At 46.0% G+C, this 22,461-nt stretch carries 10 protein-coding genes; 4 read left to right on the top strand and 6 right to left on the bottom strand.

Annotation, left to right across the window (positions count from 1 at the left end; genetic code table 11):
* Positions 1-130 precede the first annotated feature (130 nt).
* Both FRZ54_RS23905 and FRZ54_RS23900 read left to right on the top strand, forming a co-directional pair.
* Entirely contained in the window at positions 131-1,009 is an 879-nt protein-coding gene (locus FRZ54_RS23905; RefSeq protein ID WP_147034310.1) for a DUF4349 domain-containing protein, read from the top strand.
* 73 nt (positions 1,010-1,082) lie between these two features.
* Positions 1,083-1,271: a hypothetical protein gene (locus FRZ54_RS23900; protein WP_147034309.1), complete on the top strand. Its 189-nt coding sequence runs from the start codon at positions 1,083-1,085 to the stop codon at positions 1,269-1,271.
* A 128-nt stretch (positions 1,272-1,399) separates the two neighbouring features.
* On the opposite strand, the gene gldB is transcribed toward FRZ54_RS23900, so the two are convergent.
* Positions 1,400-2,446 (bottom strand): gliding motility lipoprotein GldB, encoded by a 1,047-nt coding sequence (gldB, locus tag FRZ54_RS23895; protein ID WP_147034308.1) that lies wholly within the window; start codon positions 2,444-2,446, stop codon positions 1,400-1,402.
* Positions 2,447-2,515: 69 nt separating this feature from the next.
* Between gldB and FRZ54_RS23890 the strand changes: the two genes are divergently transcribed.
* Positions 2,516-4,165, top strand: coding sequence for an NAD+ synthase (locus FRZ54_RS23890; RefSeq protein WP_147034307.1), 1,650 nt, complete (start codon positions 2,516-2,518; stop codon positions 4,163-4,165).
* A 65-nt stretch (positions 4,166-4,230) separates the two neighbouring features.
* Positions 4,231-4,884 carry a DUF4136 domain-containing protein gene (locus tag FRZ54_RS23885; protein ID WP_147034306.1) on the top strand — a complete coding sequence of 218 codons (654 nt, stop codon included), beginning with the start codon at positions 4,231-4,233 and terminating at the stop codon, positions 4,882-4,884.
* 97 nt (positions 4,885-4,981) lie between these two features.
* Here FRZ54_RS23885 and FRZ54_RS23880 read toward each other — a convergent pair whose 3' ends face one another.
* From FRZ54_RS23880 to FRZ54_RS23860, 5 genes are all read right to left on the bottom strand, one after another.
* A complete protein-coding gene (locus FRZ54_RS23880) occupies positions 4,982-8,341 on the bottom strand; it encodes a T9SS type A sorting domain-containing protein (protein ID WP_147034305.1) in 3,360 nt (1,119 codons plus the stop codon).
* A gap of 273 nt (positions 8,342-8,614) precedes the next feature.
* Complete coding sequence (locus tag FRZ54_RS23875; protein ID WP_147034304.1) at positions 8,615-9,760, bottom strand: T9SS type A sorting domain-containing protein; 1,146 nt, start codon at positions 9,758-9,760, stop codon at positions 8,615-8,617.
* 284 nt (positions 9,761-10,044) lie between these two features.
* A complete protein-coding gene (locus FRZ54_RS23870; RefSeq protein ID WP_147034303.1) occupies positions 10,045-13,707 on the bottom strand; it encodes an NHL domain-containing protein in 3,663 nt (1,220 codons plus the stop codon).
* A 187-nt stretch (positions 13,708-13,894) separates the two neighbouring features.
* Entirely contained in the window at positions 13,895-17,560 is a 3,666-nt protein-coding gene (locus tag FRZ54_RS23865; RefSeq protein ID WP_147034302.1) for an NHL domain-containing protein, read from the bottom strand.
* 425 nt (positions 17,561-17,985) lie between these two features.
* Entirely contained in the window at positions 17,986-22,416 is a 4,431-nt protein-coding gene (locus FRZ54_RS23860) for a hypothetical protein (RefSeq protein ID WP_147034301.1), read from the bottom strand.
* Positions 22,417-22,461 lie beyond the last annotated feature (45 nt).

Below are 22,461 nucleotides of genomic sequence, written 5' to 3'. Positions count from 1 at the left end.
TGCTATTTTTTTGAAATAAAATTCTGTTAATATTTAAAAAAAGGAATTATATTCTGAAATAATATATTAAACTGGGTTACTATTTCGTTCTGGTCGGTATTAATAAGAACTCAATTTAAACTGAAAAATCATGAAAACGAAATTTTTGATCCTTGTAGCTGTCGTAGCGCTACTTGCGGCTTGTAAAGGAAAGTCGTCCAAAGACTATGAATTCATCAATGACAGGTCAGCTGCGATGGCCGATACGGTAGCCGGTGCCGATAGTACGAAAATGCCCGCCGAAAAACTTGTGAAAACATCCGACATTAATATCAAAGTGAAAGATGTACGACTTGCAGGTGAAGAGATAGCTTCATTGACCAAAGCTTATGGTGGCATGGTTATGCATCATCAAGTGCAATCGACAGCGCGGCCCGCACACGACGTACACATCAGCAGTGATTCTATCATGCGAATTGCAGCTTACAGCACTACAGCCGATATGATGGTTCGCGTGCCGTCGGAAAAGCTGGAGGAGTTTACTGCCAAAGTGAGCCGCATGGGTATATATGTCAACATGAGCCGGATGGATATAGAGGATAAAACGCTTGATTATTTAGCTGCTCAGCTTAAGTTGAAGGACAGACAGGAACTGGTGAGCCAGCAGAGAAGAGGAAAGATAAAAATTAAGAATCCAACCGATGTACTTTTGCTAAAGGACGACATGGTGGATCACAAGATCGAGAACCTGCGGACCGACGCGGCTGTAAAATTCAGCTTGGTAAGTTTGAATTTCTACCAGGGCGATTCGATACTTAAAGAAGTCATCGCTAACGATGATCCGTCAGTTTATAATATTCCCTTCTTTCAGCGACTTGGTTTAGCTGTCGCCGATGGCTGGTTGCTATTTATTGATATTGTTATAGCGCTGGCAAATATGTGGGTGTTGATCTTGTGTGGATTGTTCTTGTGGCGGAGCTTTATCTATTACAAAAGACAGCTGAGAAAAACGCAGGCACCCGCTGCATAAAAGTTTAAACTATTTGCCAAATTTTAGCTAAACATTTCTATTTTTGTTGCAAATCATTCAAGCTTAAAAGAATATGAACAAAACAGAGGAAGCTAACGACGAGAAGCACTACGTATTGATAGTTTTTGCCGTAATTGTAGGCATTGCAGGCATATACCTCCGGTTTATTAACGATGCACATATGTACACCTGGATAGCCAATATATTATTGATATTAGGTGTTGCTATCGCGCTGAAAGCTATTTTTGCGATATTGAAGTAGATCCCTGTTTAAAATATAAACTAAAAAGCGTGCTGAGATCTCAGCACGCTTTTTTTGTGAATACGTTTGCCGGATTATAAGGATCGTCAGCATCTAAACGTTCAAAAGCCTGATACCTGATGACCGATCTATTTGGGTCTGTACTTAGATCCGTTCAATATCTTTTGCGCATCCTGGTCGGCCATCAGCTGCTGCAATGTTACATCTGGATTTTTATCCATGTATTCTTTAACTATTTGCCAGCCTGTCCAAACAGCAAGTTTTGGAGCGGCCTCGTTCTTTTCGCCCAACCCGGGTGTGAAAGGAGCTTCGCCTAAATACTTTTGGATCTTTTCGTAGTCTGATTCATAAAGCAGGTTTTGTTCGAGAAAATATGCCCATATCTGCGATTTAAAATCATTGCACCATTTCAGTTGCTTGCCGGTATAACCTATTTTCAGCGTATCGGCCATGTCCGGTAATATCTTGTCCATAAAGTACATGATCTTGCCGTTGTATACCATTCGCGACAGAAGCGACTTATCTTTGTCGCCTTCGGGGAACATATCCTCCCTGGCCATCACCTCCACCACCCGCGGCGTTATGTGATCCGGGGTGAAACGCCTCGAAATATAATGCGGAAACACTTCGCGAATTGCATTTGCTGTATAGAATTTGGAATTTGCTCCTAAAAACAGGTCGAGCCCGATGCCGTAATAGCCGTTCCCGATGGTTATTTGTGCTCCCTGGAAACCCGAAAAGTAGGCAAAAAGTCTTGGCAGGGCTTTATTAGGATAGTAATATTTGACGTGTTTGAAAGCATCGGTAAGTTCGGCATTCTCTTTATCCATGTTAGGGAATATCGAATCTACCTCGTGCTTAACCTCGTTGTACGGCCCGGCGGCAAATATTTCCCTCAATGTTTTGAAATAACCCGTGTCCCGTGTTTCACCTACCTGTATAATACGCTCCATAAAGTCGGTATAAAATGAGCCGTATTTTTTTTGCATGTACACCGCCTGCGGGGCAATAGGTTTAGTTTCCATTGCGTTCATATCATGATCAAAGCGCTCGATTGTCACGTTAACATCAATATTGCTGACATCAACTTTTTTGGAGCGGCCGCATGAGGCTAATAGCACTGCCATAAAAAAAATTAGGTAAATTTGCTTAGGCTTAACAGAATAGAAGGTCATTTTTCGTTCTTTTAACAAAATTAGTTTTTTAAGCCGCATTAGCATAACCAAAATTGTTATCATCCTTATATGAAGATCGCACTGGCACAGCTTAATTACCATGTTGGTAATTTTGAATCGAATACCGCCAAAATTATCAGCCATATACACCAGGCCGAACAGCAGGGGGCCGACCTTGTTGTTTTTGCCGAGCTATGCGTATGCGGATACCCGTCGCGCGACTTCCTCGAGTTTAAGGAATATATAGGCCTTTGCGAAGACGCCGCCAAAAAAATAGCTACTGAATGCCACAACATAGCTTGTATTATTGGCCTGCCGACCGTAAATAACAACCCTGAGGGAAAGGATCTGAATAATTCAGCTTACTTTATTGAAAAAGGCGAAGTAAAAGCTATTGTGAATAAGGCCCTGCTGCCCAATTATGATATTTTTGACGAATATCGCTATTTTGAACCGTCGACCACCTTTAAGTGTATCGATTTTAAAGGCCACCGTATTGCGCTAACTATCTGCGAGGACCTTTGGAACACTATCGAAAATCCCTTATATGTTACCCGCCCGATGGATGTGCTGATCAAAGAAGAGCCTGATGTAATGATCAATATAGCTGCTTCGCCGTTTGCTTATAACCACGATGAAGAGCGGATCAAAATATTAAGCGATAATGCGCAGCGCTATGGGCTGCCGCTTTTTTACGTCAACCATGTAGGCGCCCAAACCGAACTGATCTTTGACGGCGGATCATTGGTGTTCGACAATGCAGGGAATATGGCTGATGAACTGCCTTATTTTAAGGAGCAGGTGTCTTATTACGAGCTGGAAGATAAGTCGACAGTGAAACTATTACAGCCTGCTACCGTCAGGGTGAAAAAGCAGGCCGATATCGAACAGATACACCAGGCCCTGGTGTTAGGCATACAGGACTACTTCTATAAATCGGGCTTCAAAAGCGCTATACTGGGTCTGTCGGGTGGTATCGACTCCGCTGTAGTTTGTGCCCTTGCCGCCGAGGCCCTCGGTCCGCAAAATGTGATGGCCGTCCTATTGCCATCGCGCTTCTCAAGCGACCACTCCGTTAAAGATGCCGAGGATCTGGTCAGGAACCTTGCCTGCAAGCACGAGATCGTGCCTATCAGGCATATTACCGAGGCGTTTGAATCGACACTGCATCCGCAATTCCAGAATTTGCCGTTTAATATCGCCGAAGAAAATATCCAATCGCGAAGCCGCGCAGTTGTGTTGATGGCCATGTGCAACAAGTTCGGTTATATTCTGCTCAATACGTCAAACAAAAGCGAGGCTGCAGTCGGCTACGGGACCCTTTACGGCGACATGTGTGGGGGCATTTCTGTTATAGGCGATGTGTACAAAACACAGGTTTTTGAACTGGCCCGATACCTTAACCGCGAGCGTGAGATCATCCCGGTAAATACCATTGTTAAACCGCCTTCAGCTGAATTAAGGCCGAATCAAAAAGATACGGACTCGTTGCCTGAGTATGATATCCTTGATGCCATACTAATGCAATACATCGAGAACAGGTGTTCATCTGGCGAGATCATCAAAATGGGCTATGACGAGCAAACAGTGCGCAGGGTGCTTCGGCTGGTTAATATTGCCGAGCATAAGCGTTATCAAACCCCGCCTATACTAAGGGTGTCGCCAAAAGCGTTTGGTATGGGCCGGAGGATGCCGATAGTGGGTAAATATTTATCATAAAAATTTAATTTTCAGGTTAAACCTTTTAAAAAAAGAAAAGTCAAACCGAAACAAGGGAAATTGCTATGAAAACATTACTAAACCTGTTGCTGGCATTATTGGTTATTGCCGGCATATCATCCTGCAGCAGTTACGACTATTATACCGCCGGGCTCAACAGGACCAACATGAGCGGCTACCGCTCTTTTGCCTGGATGCCGCCGCAAGGCAAGGATCGCTCCCTGGATGTCAGTTCAGCTGCTGATCTGAAAATAAAGGATGCGGCGGTCGCTTCGTTAAATGCCAAAGGGCTTCGCCTCCAGCCAAATAATCCCGATCTGCTGGTTACTTATCGCGCCATGGTGGGCCGTGGATCGAAAACGGTTTATGCGTCTACTTACTATGGCTCGGGCCCGGGCTTTTATCCCGGATGGGGTGTTGGATTTGGCTGGGGTTACGGTTGGGGATATCGTCCCTATTACGCATACGGTTATTCACCATTCATTTATTACGGGGGATCAACTGCGGTTGGAAAAGAGCATTATAAAGAAGGCACGGTTATTATTGACCTTATCGATACGCGCACACACAAGATCGTATGGCGCGGTTTCGGAGTAGGCGAGGTGCACCATAATCCTCAAAAAAATGTCGATGACCTGCCAAAAGTAATTGACGGCATTATCAGCCAGTTAAGCCTGGAGCCACCGGCTACGGCAGGCGGACGCTCGATCAGATCATAAGTTACCCCTCATATATATTATTGTTTTAATTATCCTCCCGGTATAAATTCCGGGGGGATTTTTTTTGGAGGGGAGTATAATGGAGAATTTGTCAGCGTTATAGTTTTACGAACTTGGTTTGGCCAATCAGGGTTTGGTCTTTAGTGTTCCAAACCTGTATCACGTAGGTGCCGGTGGTAAGGTCGTTTACGCTGCCCTGCCAGTTAGTTTGTGACAGGTTGATGTTTCTCACCATCAACCCGGTGCTGTTGCTTATCTTAACATTATAGTTAGCCTTATTTATTGCGCCCCCCTGTTGTGTTATGGTAAGATTGATGGTACCTTTTGCCGGATTAGGATAAACGTTAATATTGCTGTTGCTCAGATTGTTGCTTATCGACGAATATTCTATCGGTACCAATGCCGAATAAGAAACGTCGCCATTGACGTCTTCCGTTCGTAACCGGTAAATATTGCGACCGAATTGGGGATATTTGTCAAAAGCGGTATACACTCCGTGCCCGTTGGATGTTTTCCAGCCGATCGCATCAAAGTTATTGCCGTTGTCCGTACTGCGCTCAACTGTAAAGCGCGTATAGTTTTCTTCGTTCTTAGCCTCCCACGACAGGTTAACCTGTCTTCCTGTTTCATCAGAGTTTTTAGTGGCTGTAAACTTTACCAAATGATAGGCGAACCCTTTATTTTGGCTAATGACCAGTTTAAACCTGTTGGGTCCAAAACTATTGGAATCAGCCTTGTCAATGGCGAAATCGTAAGTAGAAGTCTCGCGCAGGTCTACCGAATCTTTTGTAAGATTGTCAACCAGCGAGATGTTATACAGCCTGGGTATACCTACTATATTTTTTAGATTAAAATGATAGTACCCGCTTGAGGATGCCGATGCTGAAAGCGCAATAGTTAATGTCTTCTTTGGTAACGGTTGTACATTTATCGCGAGTGCATAATTATCGCTCGACATACTTGACAGGCTAACAACACCTTGCCCTGATCTGTACAGCGCCTCATTTTCAGCGTCGTATGTTGTTACGGCACCGTCCTTCAGATGGATGATAATGTCATCGGTATTGACGGAGTCTTTTATCATCACCAGGTGCAGGTATTGAAGGGTTGCGTATTCGTTTACCGGTTTGCCCATAAGCAGGTTAAGCCCCGTAACCTGCGTGCTTACTTTTGCCGATTCGTTAAAGATAAGTTTTCCGGTTGCAGCCGTAGCTACTACAAAAAAACCTTGTCCGCTGGGTATTACGTTGCTTGCATTGTGTGTTCCGATACCACCAGAACCTTTTGTATAGGCCCCGAAATTGTGACTCACAGGATCGAGCACATACATTGTTGTTCCGACGCTTGTGCCATAAATTCCCGATGTAGTAGTAGTGGTATTGAACAGGTCCCAATTGATGGAACTTGCGTATGGATTGCCCACCAGGTTAAACCCGCGCACCGTTGAGTTCGCAGTCGCAGTTGTATACCCGATCGTAGCTGAAGCAGGGGTGTACCACTCGTGTACAACTACCTGGCCCTGTGCCAATGTGCCTGTCGCCGTTAGTGTTGTATTTTCTGGGGTTGGGTATGGCGAAGTTGTTTTACTTGCAAGCGAAGTACTCCTGTTCCCGCGGAAGAAAAACAAATAACCGTTGCCGACCGGAATGTTAAAAGTGCCGATCTCATTATCAAGGCTATAGCCTGGTGAGGACGCAAGGTTAGCAATACCCCTGAAATTTCCCGCAGTAAAGCTGTTGTTGCCGGGCGCCAAATTTTCGCGGTATAAGTATAAAGTTGGGTTGCCTGTTTTATCAAAACTGCCGCTCGTGCCACCCGAACCCGTCAAATAACACGAGTTTTTCAGGTAGTTAAGGCTGTAAACATTATTACCGCTTACAGTACTTACATACACCGGCGAAGATAATAGGCGATAGCCACGGTAAGTTGTGCTTCCGCCTGTTACATATCGTTGAACGTTTACAAAACCGGTGATAGTTGACGTGCCCGTGAGGGCCGCAACAGTGGCGGAGCCTGTGGCATCTGATTTAAGTGTTAAATATGCTGCCACCGCCGAACCTGCAACCAGTTTTGCCGGACTCACTAAGGTAAGTACTCCGTTGCTGGCAACCGAGAAATTACCGGTGCCCGAACCCATTGTGGCTGTTCCGGTACAGTTGAAAGTGACGTTTTTGAACACGGTACCGGTTGCGCTGTTGTCGGTAAGGCTTTGCGATGCGCCGGAAAAATAGACTGTGCCTGCGCCTGCGGTAAAAGTGCCGCTGTTTTGGTAAGTCCCTTTGAAAATCATACTTCCCGACCCGCAGGTTAATGTGCCGCTATTGTTTTGATACACACCTGATACCGTTACTGTTCCTGAACCTGCGGCTACCGTGCCGGTATTTATCTGCAAAGTATTGGTTACCGTCAATGTTCCGGATCCTAATGTGATCGTATTCCCATTATTCTGAAGGATGCCGGTTACCGTGATATTGCCCGATCCTTGCGTAACATTGACAGAGTTAACCCAATTACCTGTTACGGTGATCGCAGGATTATTAGTATTGAGGTTGACAGATCCTGTGCCGCCGCTTGTCCAGTTGCCACCTACGGTTAATGTGCTGTTTGCAACTACCTTGGTGCTTGCGCCCCCAAAGGTAAGGCAGTCATAATTGTAATTATTTATCCCGAGGCCTGTTGTTCCCGTTGTATAGATGGCCTGCGAACCAGAAGTGGCATCGTAAAGTACCGTACCGGTGCCGGTTCCGTTGTTTGTAAAGTCGACGGTGAAACCCGTTGTGATCGGTGTCGATACCGGGTTTATATTCAATAATTCCAATGTGGTAGGAGAGGTGCCTGTATCCATCTGGAACAGCCCCAGGCCAGGGAAACCCGGGTCGCCCGTGCCGCCGGATAACGGATTATTATAAGATACGGTAACTATTTGCCCAGTAAGCTTCAGGTTGTTTGCGTCGAGCGAAAAGTAGGGATATACAATGCCGTTCCCGGAACTATTACCAGTAGCCCGAAGGGTGATATTGCCCGTCACATTCATTTGATTTACCTGTACGCTTACATTATTTACTACGCCTGTCCAACTGCCGGGAGTAGTCAGATCGCCGATGGTAAAGCTGCCGCAGGTAATGGTGCCGGTTCCGGCCAATATGGTTGTCTGGTAAAAATTAGGATCGTTATTTTGAGTGATACTCCCGCTTACCGTCAAAGTGCCGTTGACCGTTAAGGTAAAGTTATCGTACGTGCCGAATATAATGGATGCACATGATTGAACATCAGTGATAGTCGGTGGATTGGTATAAGCGTTTACAGCTATCTGAACAATGTCCGCGGCCCCGGGCGTTGTTGTGGCTGCAACGCCGGCGACCTGCCAGTTCAATTTGTTGTTCCAGTTGTAAATCCCGCTTGTAGCTGTGGTGCCCACCCAGTCATAAGTTGCAGCGAAGCCCTTTACTGCTATCATGAGCAGTATGAAGTTTATGAGGAGGATCTTGCACAAAAACGTTTTCACTATGGAGAATCGGCACTTTATTGCACGTTTTGTACGGTGCTTCTTCAAATAGGTTTAGTCGTTTTGGCCACATTTTGAGGGGGTTACGTTAGGTAAATTTCCGTTCACTACTGATATACAGTAGTTTATAAAAAATCAAAAAATAGCAATAAAACGCCAATTTTTGACACGGCCGTTCCATTTCCGGCTTCAATTGGTAAAAAACGTCAATTTCCTCCCCCGGGGTCATAATTTTACGAACCTGGTTTTGCCTACCAGGCTTTGTGATTTTATGCTTATCACCCGTACAAAATAGGTCCCCGGCTGCAGGTTTGCAATACTGCCCTGCCATGAAGTTTGTCCGGTGGAACCATTTTGAACCACCTTTCCCGATCCGTCCATTACATTTATTACAAATGATGTTTCGTCGTTTACATCAGGATTTATTACCACATTTATCATACTGATGGCCGGGTTGGGATAGATAGATAAGCTGTTGTCAGCCGCTATATTGCTCCGGTCATCGAACAGTACATTTGCATTATTTGAGTAGGTGATCGTTTTATTGACATCTTCCTGTTGCAGGCGATAAATGTTCAACCCCTTTAATGGTTTGCTGTCAGTAAAACTATAGGTCCCGGTCCCTGTCGCCGGTACATTACCTATCACATTGAAGGTTAAGCCATCGTCATTGCTTCTTTCCACTGCGAAATGGGTATAATCGCCTTCATAATTTGTGGCCCATTGAACAAACGAATGCCCACCCCGTATCCTGACCGCATCGAAATTTATTAGCCGGTAAGCATACGCCGGGTTTTGACGTATAGTAAGGGTAAAGCGGTTGGGTCCAAAACTTGTTGTGTCGGCCTTATCCAGTTTAAAGGTATAGGACTTGTTTTGGCGCATATCGAGCGAGTCATGAGCAAATTTGTCCATAAGCCACACATCGTAAAGCATTGGGATGGCATTTATCTCAGCAAGATTCAACTGCAGGATACCGCTACCCGTGGCTTGTATGTTTAATTTTATGGCATCGGGTTCTTTACCCGGCAAGGGAAGCACATTAATAGCAAGGCCGATATTATCAGATGAAAGGCTGCATAGATTTACATTGCCAAACCCCTGCAGGTATGGAGCATCTTCATCAAAAACGTACTTCTCGCTTGCTGTCGGTTTGAATTGAATTATAATGTCTTCGGAACTAGCGGCATCTTTTACAAGCTTTAACCGCAGGAATTGAGCATTTTTGCTTGCCTGCGCTTCGATATATTTTGATGATGATCGCGATTTAGCCGAAATTATCTTTTCCGAAGCGCAAGTGGCATTGGATTTCGTATTTATTGCAAACTGTACTATACAGCAGAGCAACAGAGCTTTCCAATAGGGTCTCATGACATGGCTGTTTTTAGGGTCGTATCATTTCTGCCGCAGTGGATAACAACAGAAATATAAAGCAATATACGTTAATTTATAATTAATAGATGCAAATATTTTCAGTATTTTTTACTAAAATAGTGCATAATTAATTAATAAACAGCTTTTTATGGAGATTATATATTAATTAATAAGAAATATATAATAAGCTAAAACATAGCAAAATAAGCTTGCTAATTAAACATACCCGTTTCAGGCACTTAACAAATATTTTTAGCCAAATTGAACTTTAAGCCGGGAGCTCATAGCTTAACAAATTTATTTTGCCCGACTAATCGCGAGGTTTTGGCGTCCAGTACCTGTACAAAATAGGTGCCCGGCTTAAGATCGCCGATGCGCCCTTGCCAGTTAGCTTGCGACGAATTGGCCTGTTTGACGATAACCCCTGAACTATTCATGATCCTGATATTGTAAAAAGGAGTATTCAAGCCGGCTTTGGGTGCGATGTTAAGATTCAGCTTATTAACGGCGGGGTTGGGGTAAATAGTCAACAGGTTTGCTGCTATATCATTGCCGCGGTCAGAGTATCCAACTGTAACTATATCCGAATAAGATATAGTATTGTTAACGTCTTCCTGTTTCAGGCGATACATATTCAATCCGTTCGCCGGGTTTTTGTCGACAAAGCTGTACTCACCCTGGCCGGCTGCCGGCACACCCCCTAATACTTCAAATGTTTTGCCATTGTCGGCACTCCGTTCTACGGTAAAACGGGTATAAGTTCCCTCATTTTCGCTGGTCCAGTTAGTTTGTACCTGTTTTACTCCAAATATTTTACTTGCTGCAAAATCCAATAGCTTGTAAGCATAGTCAATATTCTGGCGGATAACCAACGTAAAACGGTTCGACCCGTAACTTGCCGTATCGGTTTTGTCTATCTGGAACAGGTAGGTCCTATTCTGTCGCATGTCCAATGAATCACTCCGGTAATTATCCATCAACCATATTTCGTAAAGCTTTGGGACCGATACCAGGTCGCGCAACGTAATGCTGTAAATGCCTGTTGCATTCGCATTTACATTTAGCGGTATCATTTCAGCTTGCTGTTTTGGCAGTGGCACAACGTTGATGGCGAGCGCAACTTTGTCTTTTGAAATAGCCGAGAGACTAACGGAACCAAAGCCCTGCCTGTAAGCAGCATCCAGACTTGCATTATAGTCCAGGCTGCCCCTGCTGCTAAATTGCACAATGGTCTCATCGGAATTGACGGCATCCTTGCTCATTCTCAACCTTAAATATTGAACGTTAGCTGTATTGAGTGGTTTGCCCATCAACAGGTTCGAACCGGTATTCATTGCGGTTGTTTTTGCCGATTCTGTAAATGTCAGGGTCGACGTTGTTGCCATACCGGCAACGACAAAGAAAGCCTGTCCGCTTGAAATAATATGGCAGGCATGATTAGTCCCCGGCAACCCGCTGTTGGCTATGTAGGACCCAAAATTGTGCGTTACCGGGTCCAGCACGTACATTGTCGTACTGATGTTCTGTCCGTATATCCCACCACTTGCCAGCGATGTGGTTTGAAAAGTGTCCCAGTCGATAGCGCAGGCATAAGGGTTGCCCACAAGATTATATCCCTTTACCGGCGAGGCTGAAGTATAGCTGAGGTAAGTATTTGTTGGGGTAAACCAGTTTTTAACAGCAATGTTCCCCTGGTTTAAGGTGCCGTTGGCGCTAAGCGTTGTACTTTGTGGTATATAGGTGGTAACCGTTTCATTTGCAAATGTCGTACTCGAGCGGTCACCCCGGAAGAAGCAGAGGTAACCATTCCCCCGGGGGATATAATAGCCTGCTCCGTCAATATCTATGGTATAGCTTGGCGCAGAATTAATGTTGTTTATTCCGCGGAAATTTCCCCCGGTAAATGTTGAGTTTGATGGATTGGTAAGGCTCTCCCTGTAAAGATATAGAGTAGGGTTGGCAGCCGTTGTATTATCAAATCCACCTGTTGTCGTGGTGGCGGTCAGGTACATCGAGTTTTTCAAATAATTGATGCTATAAACGTTATTCCCATGTGTATCGGTGCCGTTGTATACCGGGGAGGATAATAAACGATATGTTCGGTAAACGGAACTTCCGCCTTGCAGGTAACGCTCAACATTGATCGAACTGGCGGCCGTTCCCGTGATAGCGCCTGATGCTACCGGTCCTATAGACGCATCGCCTATAGAATCTGACTGTAGTGTGAAAGTCAATGGCGATGTCAGTGTCAGCGTACCTGTCCCGTTTATATTGGTCATCGAGCCCGGCGCCAGGTTAACAAGCGATGTGGATGAACTGCCCTTGATGACAGGCGAGGCACCGGTGTTAACAGTGATGCCACTACTCACAGCAAGTGTCTTTCCCGAATTAATACTTAACGTAACTGAATGGGCCGAACCGAATGTGAGGGAATTAACGGTCACGTTGGACGATATTTTAGGTTGCTTGTTCCTTGAGTAATTTACAACACCTATTTGCACGTCGTCGTTTGCCCCCGGAACGGTATTCTTACTCCAGTTTCCTGCCGTATTCCATGCAGTGCTGTTGCTGGCGGCTGTCCAGTTATTGGTTTGCACACATTGTATAGTTATCGTGGTGCTGCTGCAGCCCGATACATTAAACCCGGTTATAGTGTAGGTAGTTGTCGAAGATGTAGCTGACGGCGTGCCTGAAATGGCCCCGGTGGCATTGTTAAAGCTTAAGCCAGCAGGTAGTGCAGGCGAAATTGTGTAGCCGGTACCGGTCATTTTCCGAATGACGTTATTGCTGTAGTCAGCGATATAAATATCGCCCGAACTTTGGTCAACAGTCAGCCCGCGTACATCGCTGAATGCAGCTGCCGTTCCCACTCCGTCTGTTAAAGCTGAATTTCCGCTTCCGGCAACTGTAGTAACCACACCGGCGGGCGTGATCATCCTGATCAGGTAATTGCCCCGGTCAGTCACATATATATTCCCGGAAACATCCAGGTCAAGCCCGCTGGGTATACTGAAAGATGCTGCCGTGCTTACACCGTCTGCCGACCCTGCCGTTGTGCTTCCTGCTATGGTTGTTACCACCCCCGCAGGGGTAATCATCCTTATCTCGTTGTTGTTCTGGTCGGCTACGTATACATTACCCGATGCATCTGCGGCGATACCGTTGGGCCCGTTAAACGTTGCCCCGGAACCTGTCCCATCCGCTGAACCCGAAGCACCCGTCGCGCTGCCGGCAAACAAGGTCACACTCCCGCCTGTGGTCATTCTCCTGACCTGGTTATTACCAAAGTCGGCTATATAAATATAATTGTTAACAGGGTCGTAAACTATACCAGCCGGTTGATTAAAGCGCGCAGAACTGCCGCTTCCGTTTGTGGTTCCTGTGTTGCCCGAGGTGCTTCCGGCCAATAATGTTACTGCCATAGTAGACGCGACCAGCTTCCTTATCTCGTTATTATTAAAATCGGCTACGTACAAGTTACCCGATCCATCATAAGTAATAGCGTACGGTCCGTTAAAACGTGCCGCACTGCCTGATGAGTTCGTTGTTCCGCTCGAGCCGGTTGAACTTCCCGCAAGTAATGCGGTTGAAGCAGAAGATACCACTATCCGGCGTATCTCGTTGTTACCGGCATCGGCTACATACATATTACCTGAGCCATCGAGCGTCATCCATCGCGGTGTGGTGAACCTGGCCGAATTACCGGTGGAGTTTGTTCTTCCGGAGTAGCCAGATGTGCTTCCTGCCCAGGTAGTAACCGTAGAATAGGTATTTGCAGGTACTGCGCCGCCTGTGTTAGTCGGGGTTAGGGTAGATATAGAACTACCAACAGTAAAAACATTGGTTGCTGTACTGTAAGAAATGTTTGGAGCCTGGCCTGAAGCTCTTAACGCAATAAACGCCGGGGTAATAAAAATGGCCACATAAAATAATATTCTTTTCAAAGCAATACGATTTAAATGTGTGGGCCCCGATTGCGGGGTCCAAATAAATATGCGGGTATATGCGCTGGCAAAATACCCTTGATGCCCGATAGGTTTATCGGGTAATTTGATTCTTTTTAAAACGCCTGTTAGCTAGATAAAAAAGTACAGCGAGACGCAGGGGAATGTCTTTAGTAGTACGATTTATTTACAGCTTCACGAATTTATTCTGCCCCACTAACTGCGAGGTTTTTGAGTCGACCACCTGCACAAAATAGGTGCCCGGCTTCAGATCGTTTATACTTCCCTGCCAGGTTACCTGCGACGAACTGATCTGCTTCACAATCACACCAGAACTGTTCGTAATCTTAATGTTGTAAGACGAGGTGTTGCCCGTTGTCTTAGCTTGCATCGTGAGACTTAGGTTATCGTTTGCCGGATTTGGATAAATACTCAGCAAATTCGCAGCAATAGTATTGCTACCGTCGGCAAACCCGATACTAACTACTTTCGAGTAAGTTATCGTGTTGTTGATATCTTCCTGTTTCAGACGGTACATATTCAACCCGTTTGCCGGATTTTTATCAACCAGACTGTACTTGCCCTGGTCGGCAGCTACAACGCCACCCAGTACATCGAATGTTTTACCGTTGTCCGTGCTCCGCTCAACAGTAAAACGTGTATAATTGCCTTCGTTTTCGGTTATCCAGGTTGTTTGCGCCTGGCGAACGTTGGGCAGTTTCGTGGCTGCAAAATCCAGTAACCTGTAAGCGAAGCCCGGGTTTTGACGGATCACCAAAGTAAACCTGTTCGACCCAAAGCTTGCGGAATCTGTCTTTACTATCTGGAACTGGTAAGTTTTATTCTGACGCATATCCAGCGAATCCTTCCTGTATTTATCCATCAGCCAAACCTCGTATAGCTTCGGAACAGCTACCAGGTCCCGCAAGGTTATGCTGTAAATACCTGTAGCGTTTGCATTAACGGCAAGGTTTATTACCTCCGGCTGTTGCTTTGGCAACGGGATGACATTTACAGACAGCTGAACCTTATCGCTTGAAAGGCCCGCAAGGCTGACAGCGCCATAACCCGCCCTGTAGGTTGCATCCAGGTTTGCATTGTAATTAAGGCTGCCGTTGCTATTGAATTGAATTATGGTTTCATCGGCATTAACGGCATCCTTTGCCATTCTAAGCCTTAAGTATTGCACGTTGGCGGTGTTAAGTGCTTTGCCCATCAGCAGGTTTGAACCAGTGTTCATAGCCGTCGTTGTTTTTGCCGATTCGGTAAAAGTTAGTGTCGATGTGGTGGCTGTTCCCGCAACAACAAAAAAGCCCTGACCGCTGGATATAACGTTGCTCGCATTATTTGTCCCTGGCAGACCGCTGTTAGCAATATAAGAGCCGAAGTTATGGCTTACCGGGTCCAGAACATAAATAGTAGAACTGATATTTTGCCCGTATATGCCTCCGCTGGCGAGGGATGTTGTTTGAAAAGTGTCCCAATCGATGGCACATGCATAAGGGTTGCCCACCAGGCTGTATCCTTTAACAGGCGATGCTGCGGTATAGCTCAGGTATGCGTTAGTTGGTGTGAACCAATTCTTTACAGCAATATTCCCCTGGTTTAAAGTGCCACTAGTGCTCAATGTCGCGCTCTGTGGTACATAAGTCGTTACTGTTTCGTTCGCAAAAGTGGTACTTGCCCTGTCCCCTCTAAAAAAACACAGGTACCCGTTTGCCTGTGGGATGTAGTAGCCTGAACCATCAATATCAATTGTATAACTCGGCGACGAATTGATATTATTTATCCCGCGGAAATTCCCGCCTGTAAATGATGTATTCGTCGGGGTTGTAAGGCTTTCCCTGTAAAGATATAAAGTCGGGTTAGCAGCTGAAGTGTTATCAAATCCCCCGGTTGTCGTTGTCGCGGTGATGTATATTGAATTTTTAACGTAGTTTATGCTGTAAACTTTGTTGGCATGTGTATCAGTTCCATTATATACAGGTGATGACAACAAGCGATAACCCCTGTAAGCCGAGCTGCCGCCGGTAATAAATCGCTCGACATTGATCGAGCTTGCAGCTGTACCTGTAATAGCGCCGGATGCAACTTGCCCTATCGATGCATCGCCCGTCGCATCGGACTGCAGCGTGAAAACCAGGGGAGAAGTAAGCGTCAGAGTTCCGGTACCGTTTATGTTTGTTATAGAACCCGGCGCAAGGTCAACCTCGGATGTTGCCGAGCCACCCACTATTACCGGAGCGGCGCCCGTGTTAACTGTTATGCCGCTTTTTACGGTAAGAATTTTTCCGGAATTTATTGTTAAGGTAACTGAGTGGGCTGAGCCAAAAGTTATAGAATTAACAGTGTAATTTGCAGCGATGTCGGGTTGCCTGTTCCTTGTATAATTGACCACCCCGATCTGTACGTTATCATTTGCTCCCGGAACGGTGCCCGCACTCCAGTTACCTGCCGTGTTCCAGGCAGTGGTATTGCTGTTCGCTGTCCAATTATTGGTTTGTACGCATTGGATAGTTATAGTGGTGCTGCTGCAGCCAGATACATTGAAACCGGTTATGGTATAAGTGGTCGTCGACGACAAGGCTGTGGGGGTACCTGAAATTGCTCCTGTGGCATTGTTGAAACTTAGGCCCGACGGTAGCGCTGGTGAAATACTGTAACCTGTGGCTATCATTTTTCGGATAACGTTGTTGCTGTAATCAGCGATGTAGACGTTGCCCGAACTTTTATCAACGGTAATTCCCCTTGCATCACTTATCGCAGCGGCCGTTCCAACCCCATTTGTCAAGCCAGAACTCCCTGTGCCACCGATGGTGGTCACTACACCAGCAGGCGTAACCATCCTGATCAGGTAATTTGCCCGGTCGGTCACGTAGATATTTCCTGAAATATCCAGGTCGAGCCCGCTTGGCGTGCTGAAAGAAGCTGCGGTGCCTATGCCATCGGCCGATCCGGCAGTGGTGTTTCCTGCTAAGGTAGTTACAACCCCGGCCGGAGTGATCATCCTGATCTCGTTATTGTTTTGGTCGGCTATGTAAAGATTGCCTGACGGGTCTACGGCTATGCCGTTTGGCCCGCTAAATGTCGCTGCCGTACCTGTTCCGTCGGCAGACCCCGAGGCGCCCGTCGGGCTGCCTGCAAATAATGTTACAACTCCTCCTGTGGTGACCTTCCTGATCTGGTTATTGGCGAAATCCGAAACATATAAACAACTGCTAACCGGGTCGTAAACTATCCCGGCGGGCTGGTTAAAAAGCGCAGCCGTACCTGTTCCATTGGTCAGGCCCGATGCAGCGGTAGTGCTTCCCGCCAGTAAGGTAACAGCCATGGTTGATACAACCACTTTCCTGATCTCGTTATTTGTAAAGTCGGCCACGTAAAGGTTGGCCGATCCATCGTAAGTTATGGCATAAGGTCCGTTGAAACGCGCTGCACTGCCCGAGCCATTTGTAGTTCCGCTTGCGCCCGTGGTGCTTCCGGCAACTAACGCCACTGCAGCGGTCGAAGTTACCGCCTTGCGTATCTCATTATTTCCGGCATCCGCTATATACATATTGCCCGACCCATCAAGCGTCATCCAGCGTGGGGTATTAAACCTTGCCGCAGTACCGGTACCGTTGGTGGTGCCGCTTGCGCCTGTTGTGCTTCCTGCCCAGGTGGAAAAAGTAGAATAGGTATTTGCGGGTACCGCGCCGCCCGTATTGGTTGGTGTTAGTGCCGATATGGCGCTACCTACCGTAAAGACATTGGTGGCAGAGCTATAGGAAATATTTGGCGCTTGCGCCAAAGCACAGTCTGCAAATACAAAGGGGATAAATAAAACGCCCAAATACAGTATTATTCTTCTCAAAACAGCACGGTTTTAAATATTTGGAACCGAAACTAATAAAATTAATCAGATATGATTTTTCGTTCCAATATATGTTCGGCTCGTTTTACGAAATCATAAGTATTTGGTTACCAATAATTTATTTCTCATTAATTAAATAAGAAGAAATATAAGGAAATAATAATCAATATTTATCATATAAATTAAATATTTAACTAATGAATTGACCTTGAATTTGGACATTATCAAAGAAGAGTTAGGCGCCCGATTATCCGGAATGTGGAAAAGTTGAAAAATTGTACCGTTTTCCAGGGTGTGCCATGTCAGAAACCTAACGGTCCGGCTAACATTTCTGCACTGTTTAAATACTTTTCATTACTTCCGCAACAAAAAAGGCCGGCGCAAGAAATTTGCGCCGGCCTTTTGGGTATTTAATTACGTGCGTTCTACAATTTCACGAATTTGGTCTGCCCGATTACGCTGTTATTTTTCTTGTCTATAACCTGTATCAGGTAAGTGCCGGTCAGGAAATGTCCCACGCTTCCCTGCCAGCTTGGATCGGTCAACACGGCGTATTTAACTACTATGCCGGCGCTGTTGGTTATACGCAGGTCGTAAGTGCTTTTACCCTGCGTTTTAACAGGAATGGATATGCTTATATTATTGATAGCGGGATTTGGATAGCAGGTTAAGCGATCATGATTCCCTTTATCACCTGTTATCGATATGTCAACAACATTTGAATAAGTGATCGTATTGGTGATATCTTCTTGTTTAAGCCTGTAAAGGTTATCGCCATTTATTGCATTTTTATCCGTAAGGCTATATGCTCCCGCGCCGTTGGACAGCATTCCACCAACTACTTCAAACGTCTTTCCGTTATCATTGCTGCGCTCTACTGTGAAGTGGGTATAGTTTTGTTCGTTCTTCGTTGTCCAGTCCAGTTCCACATGTTTGCTGTTGCCAACCTGTTCACCGGTAAAGGTTAGTAATTGATAGGCATTTGCCGGATCTGTGCCTATAACGATGCTAAAACGTTTTGAACCTAAGGTGGCGGTGTCAGCGGTGTTTACGCTGAAGCTGTAGGTGGCAGTAGTACGCAGGTTGACCGAATCTTTCGTGAAAGCATCTTTCAGCCAAACAGCGTAAATTTCAGGTATGCCCGATAGGTGCTTAACGTTGATGGTGTAGTTTCCGGTTATAGCCGACAATTTTAGCGGAATAGCGCCTTTTGATAGCGGAAGGTGATTGATGGCGAGTGCCACATTATCGTCGGATATACTCGCAAGCATTACTTTCCCGGTACTTGCACGATACCTGGCATCCTCCATCAGGTCGTACCCGGTTTTGCTGGCGGCGTTAAAAGCAATTATTGTTTCGTCAGAGTTTGCCGAATCTATCGCAACCTTCAAATGAATGTACGGAGTTGGCTGATTTGCTACCGGCGGCTTACCCATAAATAAGTTTGGTGTTACAACCTGGGTGTTTACCTTGGCCGTCTCGGAAAATCTGAGCGTATTGGCTCCGGCCGGGCTGGCCTGCACAAAAAAACCGACGCCGCTTGGCACTATGTGGGTTGCATTGTTTGTTCCCGCCGGTATGGTGGGATCATAATAGCCGTAATTGCCGCTCGCTGTTTGCCCGGTAGGGTTCAGCATAGCTATGATCGGTGATAACCCCGGGCCATAAATAGAGAATGCGGAGTTGCTGTTGCTGAATTTATCCCAATCAATAGAACTTGCGTATGGGTTGCCAACCAGGTTAAAGCCTTCGATGCCTGGGTTACCCGATACCGTCGAATACATTAAAGCAGCACTTGACGGGGTATACCAGTAGTGTACGTTTACGGTACCCTGGTTCAAAGCTCCTACGGCGTTTAAAGTATCCGTAGTTGCAGGTGCTCCTGCCGTAGTAAGGGTTGCCAGGCTGGCCTGCTTCCTGCTTCCCCTGAAGTAGAACAGGTAGCCGTTGCCGATAGGAATATTAAATGGTCCGCCGTCGATATCCAAAGTGTAGTTAGGGCTGGCCGAGAGGTCGCTTATGCCCCTGAAGTTGCCACCCGTAAAAGTCGCATTGCTGGGTATTAAGTTTTCACGGTACAAATAGAGCGTGGGGTTACCAACCTTGTCGACACCGCCACCCGACCCTGTAATATAGGTATTGGTGCGCAGGTAGTTTACGCTGTATATTTTATTACCATAACTGTCTGTTATAGCAGTTCCTAAAGCAGTGGTATCGGCTACCGGCGATGAAACCAGGCGGTACGACCGTGAAGCCGTCACATAACGCTGCACAGTTACGGGCCCGTTTACCGAGCAATTATTGGGGATGGCAGCAACCGTTGCTGAGCTGTTTACATCCGACATGAACGTAAGATTGTACGATGCATTTGAAACCACATGAGTTTGAGTGCCCGATAATGTCATTATACCCGAAGGCGATACATAAAAATGGCCGCTCTGCATATTCTTATTGGCATCGCCGCTGAAAGAAACCTTGTTAAAAACAGTGCCGTTGGCCGACCCATCCTTCATATGCTGCACACCGGTACTGCTAAATATAGCATTCCCAGTACCGGCAGTAAAGGTGCCGTTGTTGGTATAATCGCCGGTAAAAGTAAAGTCGCCCGAACCTAATATAAGTTTGCCGCCTGCGTTATTAGTATACGTGCCCGCAACGCTGATAGCGCCGCTGCCATGCGTAATGGTGCCACTGTTATTTACATCGCTTGCGAAAGTGGTAGTGCCGTTACTTGTTTGAGTGAATGTAGAACCTGCGCTTGAGTTATTAAACACGGCTGAGAACAGGATGGTACCGGTACTGTTTTGTGTGATGCTGCCCGAGCCGGAATTGGTTGCCGTGCTGGAAAAAGTGAGCAAGCCGCCGCCGTTACTGTTGTAAAGACCGGTATTGCTTGTCGTATTTGCATTGGTTAGCGCACCGCTGCCTGTAAGGTTAACAGTACCAGAATTGGTTACCGCACCCTGGAAATAAGCCAGTGAAGTAGCAGACTGGTTGAAAGTGCCCGCGTTATTAGTAGTGCTTAATGCTGTAAAAGTGCCTGTGCCTGAATGATTGTATATGCCTGTGCCGGTACTGGTGAAAGCGGCATTAAAGGCTGCGGCGCCCGAACCCGACTGTGTATAAGTACCGGAATTACTCACCACGTTATTGGCAGTAACGGCGCCGCTACCCGACTGGTTATAGGTGCCGGTGCTGGTATTGGTAAAAGTTCCTGTAAAAGTAACGCCGCCGGTTCCAGAATGTGTGAAAAGCCCGCCGTTGCTGGTAGTGCCGGATATAGTTAAAGCATTGGAGTTGTTTTTAAAAAGGGTCGTACCGCTTGCCGAAGAATAATTTCCGCCGATGGTAAGGTTAGGGTTATTGGTGGTTATGTCAACTGTTTCGGTCCCCGATGCGAGCGTAAAATCTCCGATAACACTAAAGGTGCCGCCAGTAGATGCGTTGACTTTTTTCGTGCCTGAACCAGAAAAGACAATATTGCCGTAAATGCCACCATAGGTAAAAGATCCTGTGATGGATGCAACATTAACACTGAACCCAGATCCGCTACCACCAAGATTAGCGTTACTTGCCGAAAGAGTATTTCCAACGGCATATCCGCCTCCATAACCGCTCGTGTTTAGCGTGAAACCTGTAACACTGCCTCCGGAAACAGTTATATTAGCTAAAGCGCCCTTACCAGAACCGCCCGTTAAAGGCACATTGGTGTAAATTCCGTCAACATAACCCGATCCACCGGCTAAGCTATTGGTAGTCGCAATTACGTTAGTCAATGTATAGAACCGATCAATAAAATTGTACTGCTGGGTATTGCCGGCCAAGTAAACCGGTATATCTTGCGTAGGGTCAGTGCCTTTGAAATTGACTGTTAACGTGCCGCCTATAGCGCCATTGCTTACATTATAAAAGTCGACTTTGTTATTATTATCGCCCGTTTGAATATTTAAGGGGCTTGCGTTATATAAATTTAATACCGGGTTGTCCGTAGTTGTACTAAATCCGTCTATGGAGAAAAAAGCTAATGGCTGGTAATTTGTAGCTGCATAGTTGTAGGGGACAATTGGATTGCTTACATCTATCATTTTAATCTGCCCATAAAGATTGATCGTGCCAGCGGCGAACGAGAATTCAGCCAGGCTTTCGGCTACAACCTTGTTGCTTACATCAAGCCGGGCGGGCGAATAAAGAATAAAGTCGCCCAATACGTTGAGGGTAAGACTACCGCCGGTGGCGTTATTGCCCATTTTCATTTGGGTAGTATTAATTATGTTATCTACAGATGGAAGCGTCCCATCGCCAATAATAAACGATCCGCAGGTCATCGTTCCGGGCTGTCCGGTATTTGTACTGATATAATTAAACACGGGCCTTTCGTAAATACCCGTTGTGCTAATATTGGCGGGGTTATAATTGCTTGAGGCCCTTTGTGTAAAAGCACCACTGATATTTAAATTACCATTGATGAGAAGTACTATTGACCATGCCGTCGAAGCATTGCCAGTAATTGAACTTTGCGGCACAAAATTGTCGCCAAAATCAAGTGATGCAATATTGATAGTCGTGCCGGCAGTGATAATTGGTTGTCCGTTTCCATGCTGGGTGATGTTAATTCCAATATAAACAGCAACGCCTTCGGTAGCACCTATATGGCCAGGATAATCTGTTGCAGGGCTTGTAGTTACTCCCCCGGTGGTCGACTGCCAGTTTCCTGGGTTGGTCCAATCGTTCTTGCTGCCGCTTGCAGCATTGCCCACCCAATCGTAAGTGGTTTGCGCATAAGTACTCATCCCAAGCAGGACAAATACGAAGCTTAAAAGTGATATGATGAGTAAAGGTTTTTTCAATATTTTCATAAAGGTCTCGCCACGCGATTTGGACGTGACGAACAGTGTGCGTCT

The organism is Mucilaginibacter ginsenosidivorans, from assembly GCF_007971025.1.
GTDB classification, from domain to species: domain Bacteria; phylum Bacteroidota; class Bacteroidia; order Sphingobacteriales; family Sphingobacteriaceae; genus Mucilaginibacter; species Mucilaginibacter ginsenosidivorans.
The sequence above is the reverse complement of the archived record's forward strand: the minus strand, read 5'-3'. Positions and strand labels throughout refer to the sequence as shown.

Bases quoted from the DNA above. Each gene is read 5' to 3' on its own strand.
- FRZ54_RS23905 (WP_147034310.1), top strand. From the start codon at position 131: ATGAAAACGAAATTTTTGATCCTTGTAGCTGTCGTAGCGCTACTTGCG.
- FRZ54_RS23880 (WP_147034305.1), bottom strand. From the start codon at position 8,341: ATGATAGCAGTAAAGGGCTTCGCTGCAACTTATGACTGGGTGGGCACC.
- FRZ54_RS23900 (WP_147034309.1), top strand. From the start codon at position 1,083: ATGAACAAAACAGAGGAAGCTAACGACGAGAAGCACTACGTATTGATA.
- FRZ54_RS23890 (WP_147034307.1), top strand. From the start codon at position 2,516: ATGAAGATCGCACTGGCACAGCTTAATTACCATGTTGGTAATTTTGAA.
- FRZ54_RS23860 (WP_147034301.1), bottom strand. From the start codon at position 22,416: ATGAAAATATTGAAAAAACCTTTACTCATCATATCACTTTTAAGCTTC.
- gldB (WP_147034308.1), bottom strand. From the start codon at position 2,446: ATGACCTTCTATTCTGTTAAGCCTAAGCAAATTTACCTAATTTTTTTT.
- FRZ54_RS23875 (WP_147034304.1), bottom strand. From the start codon at position 9,760: ATGAGACCCTATTGGAAAGCTCTGTTGCTCTGCTGTATAGTACAGTTT.
- FRZ54_RS23885 (WP_147034306.1), top strand. From the start codon at position 4,231: ATGAAAACATTACTAAACCTGTTGCTGGCATTATTGGTTATTGCCGGC.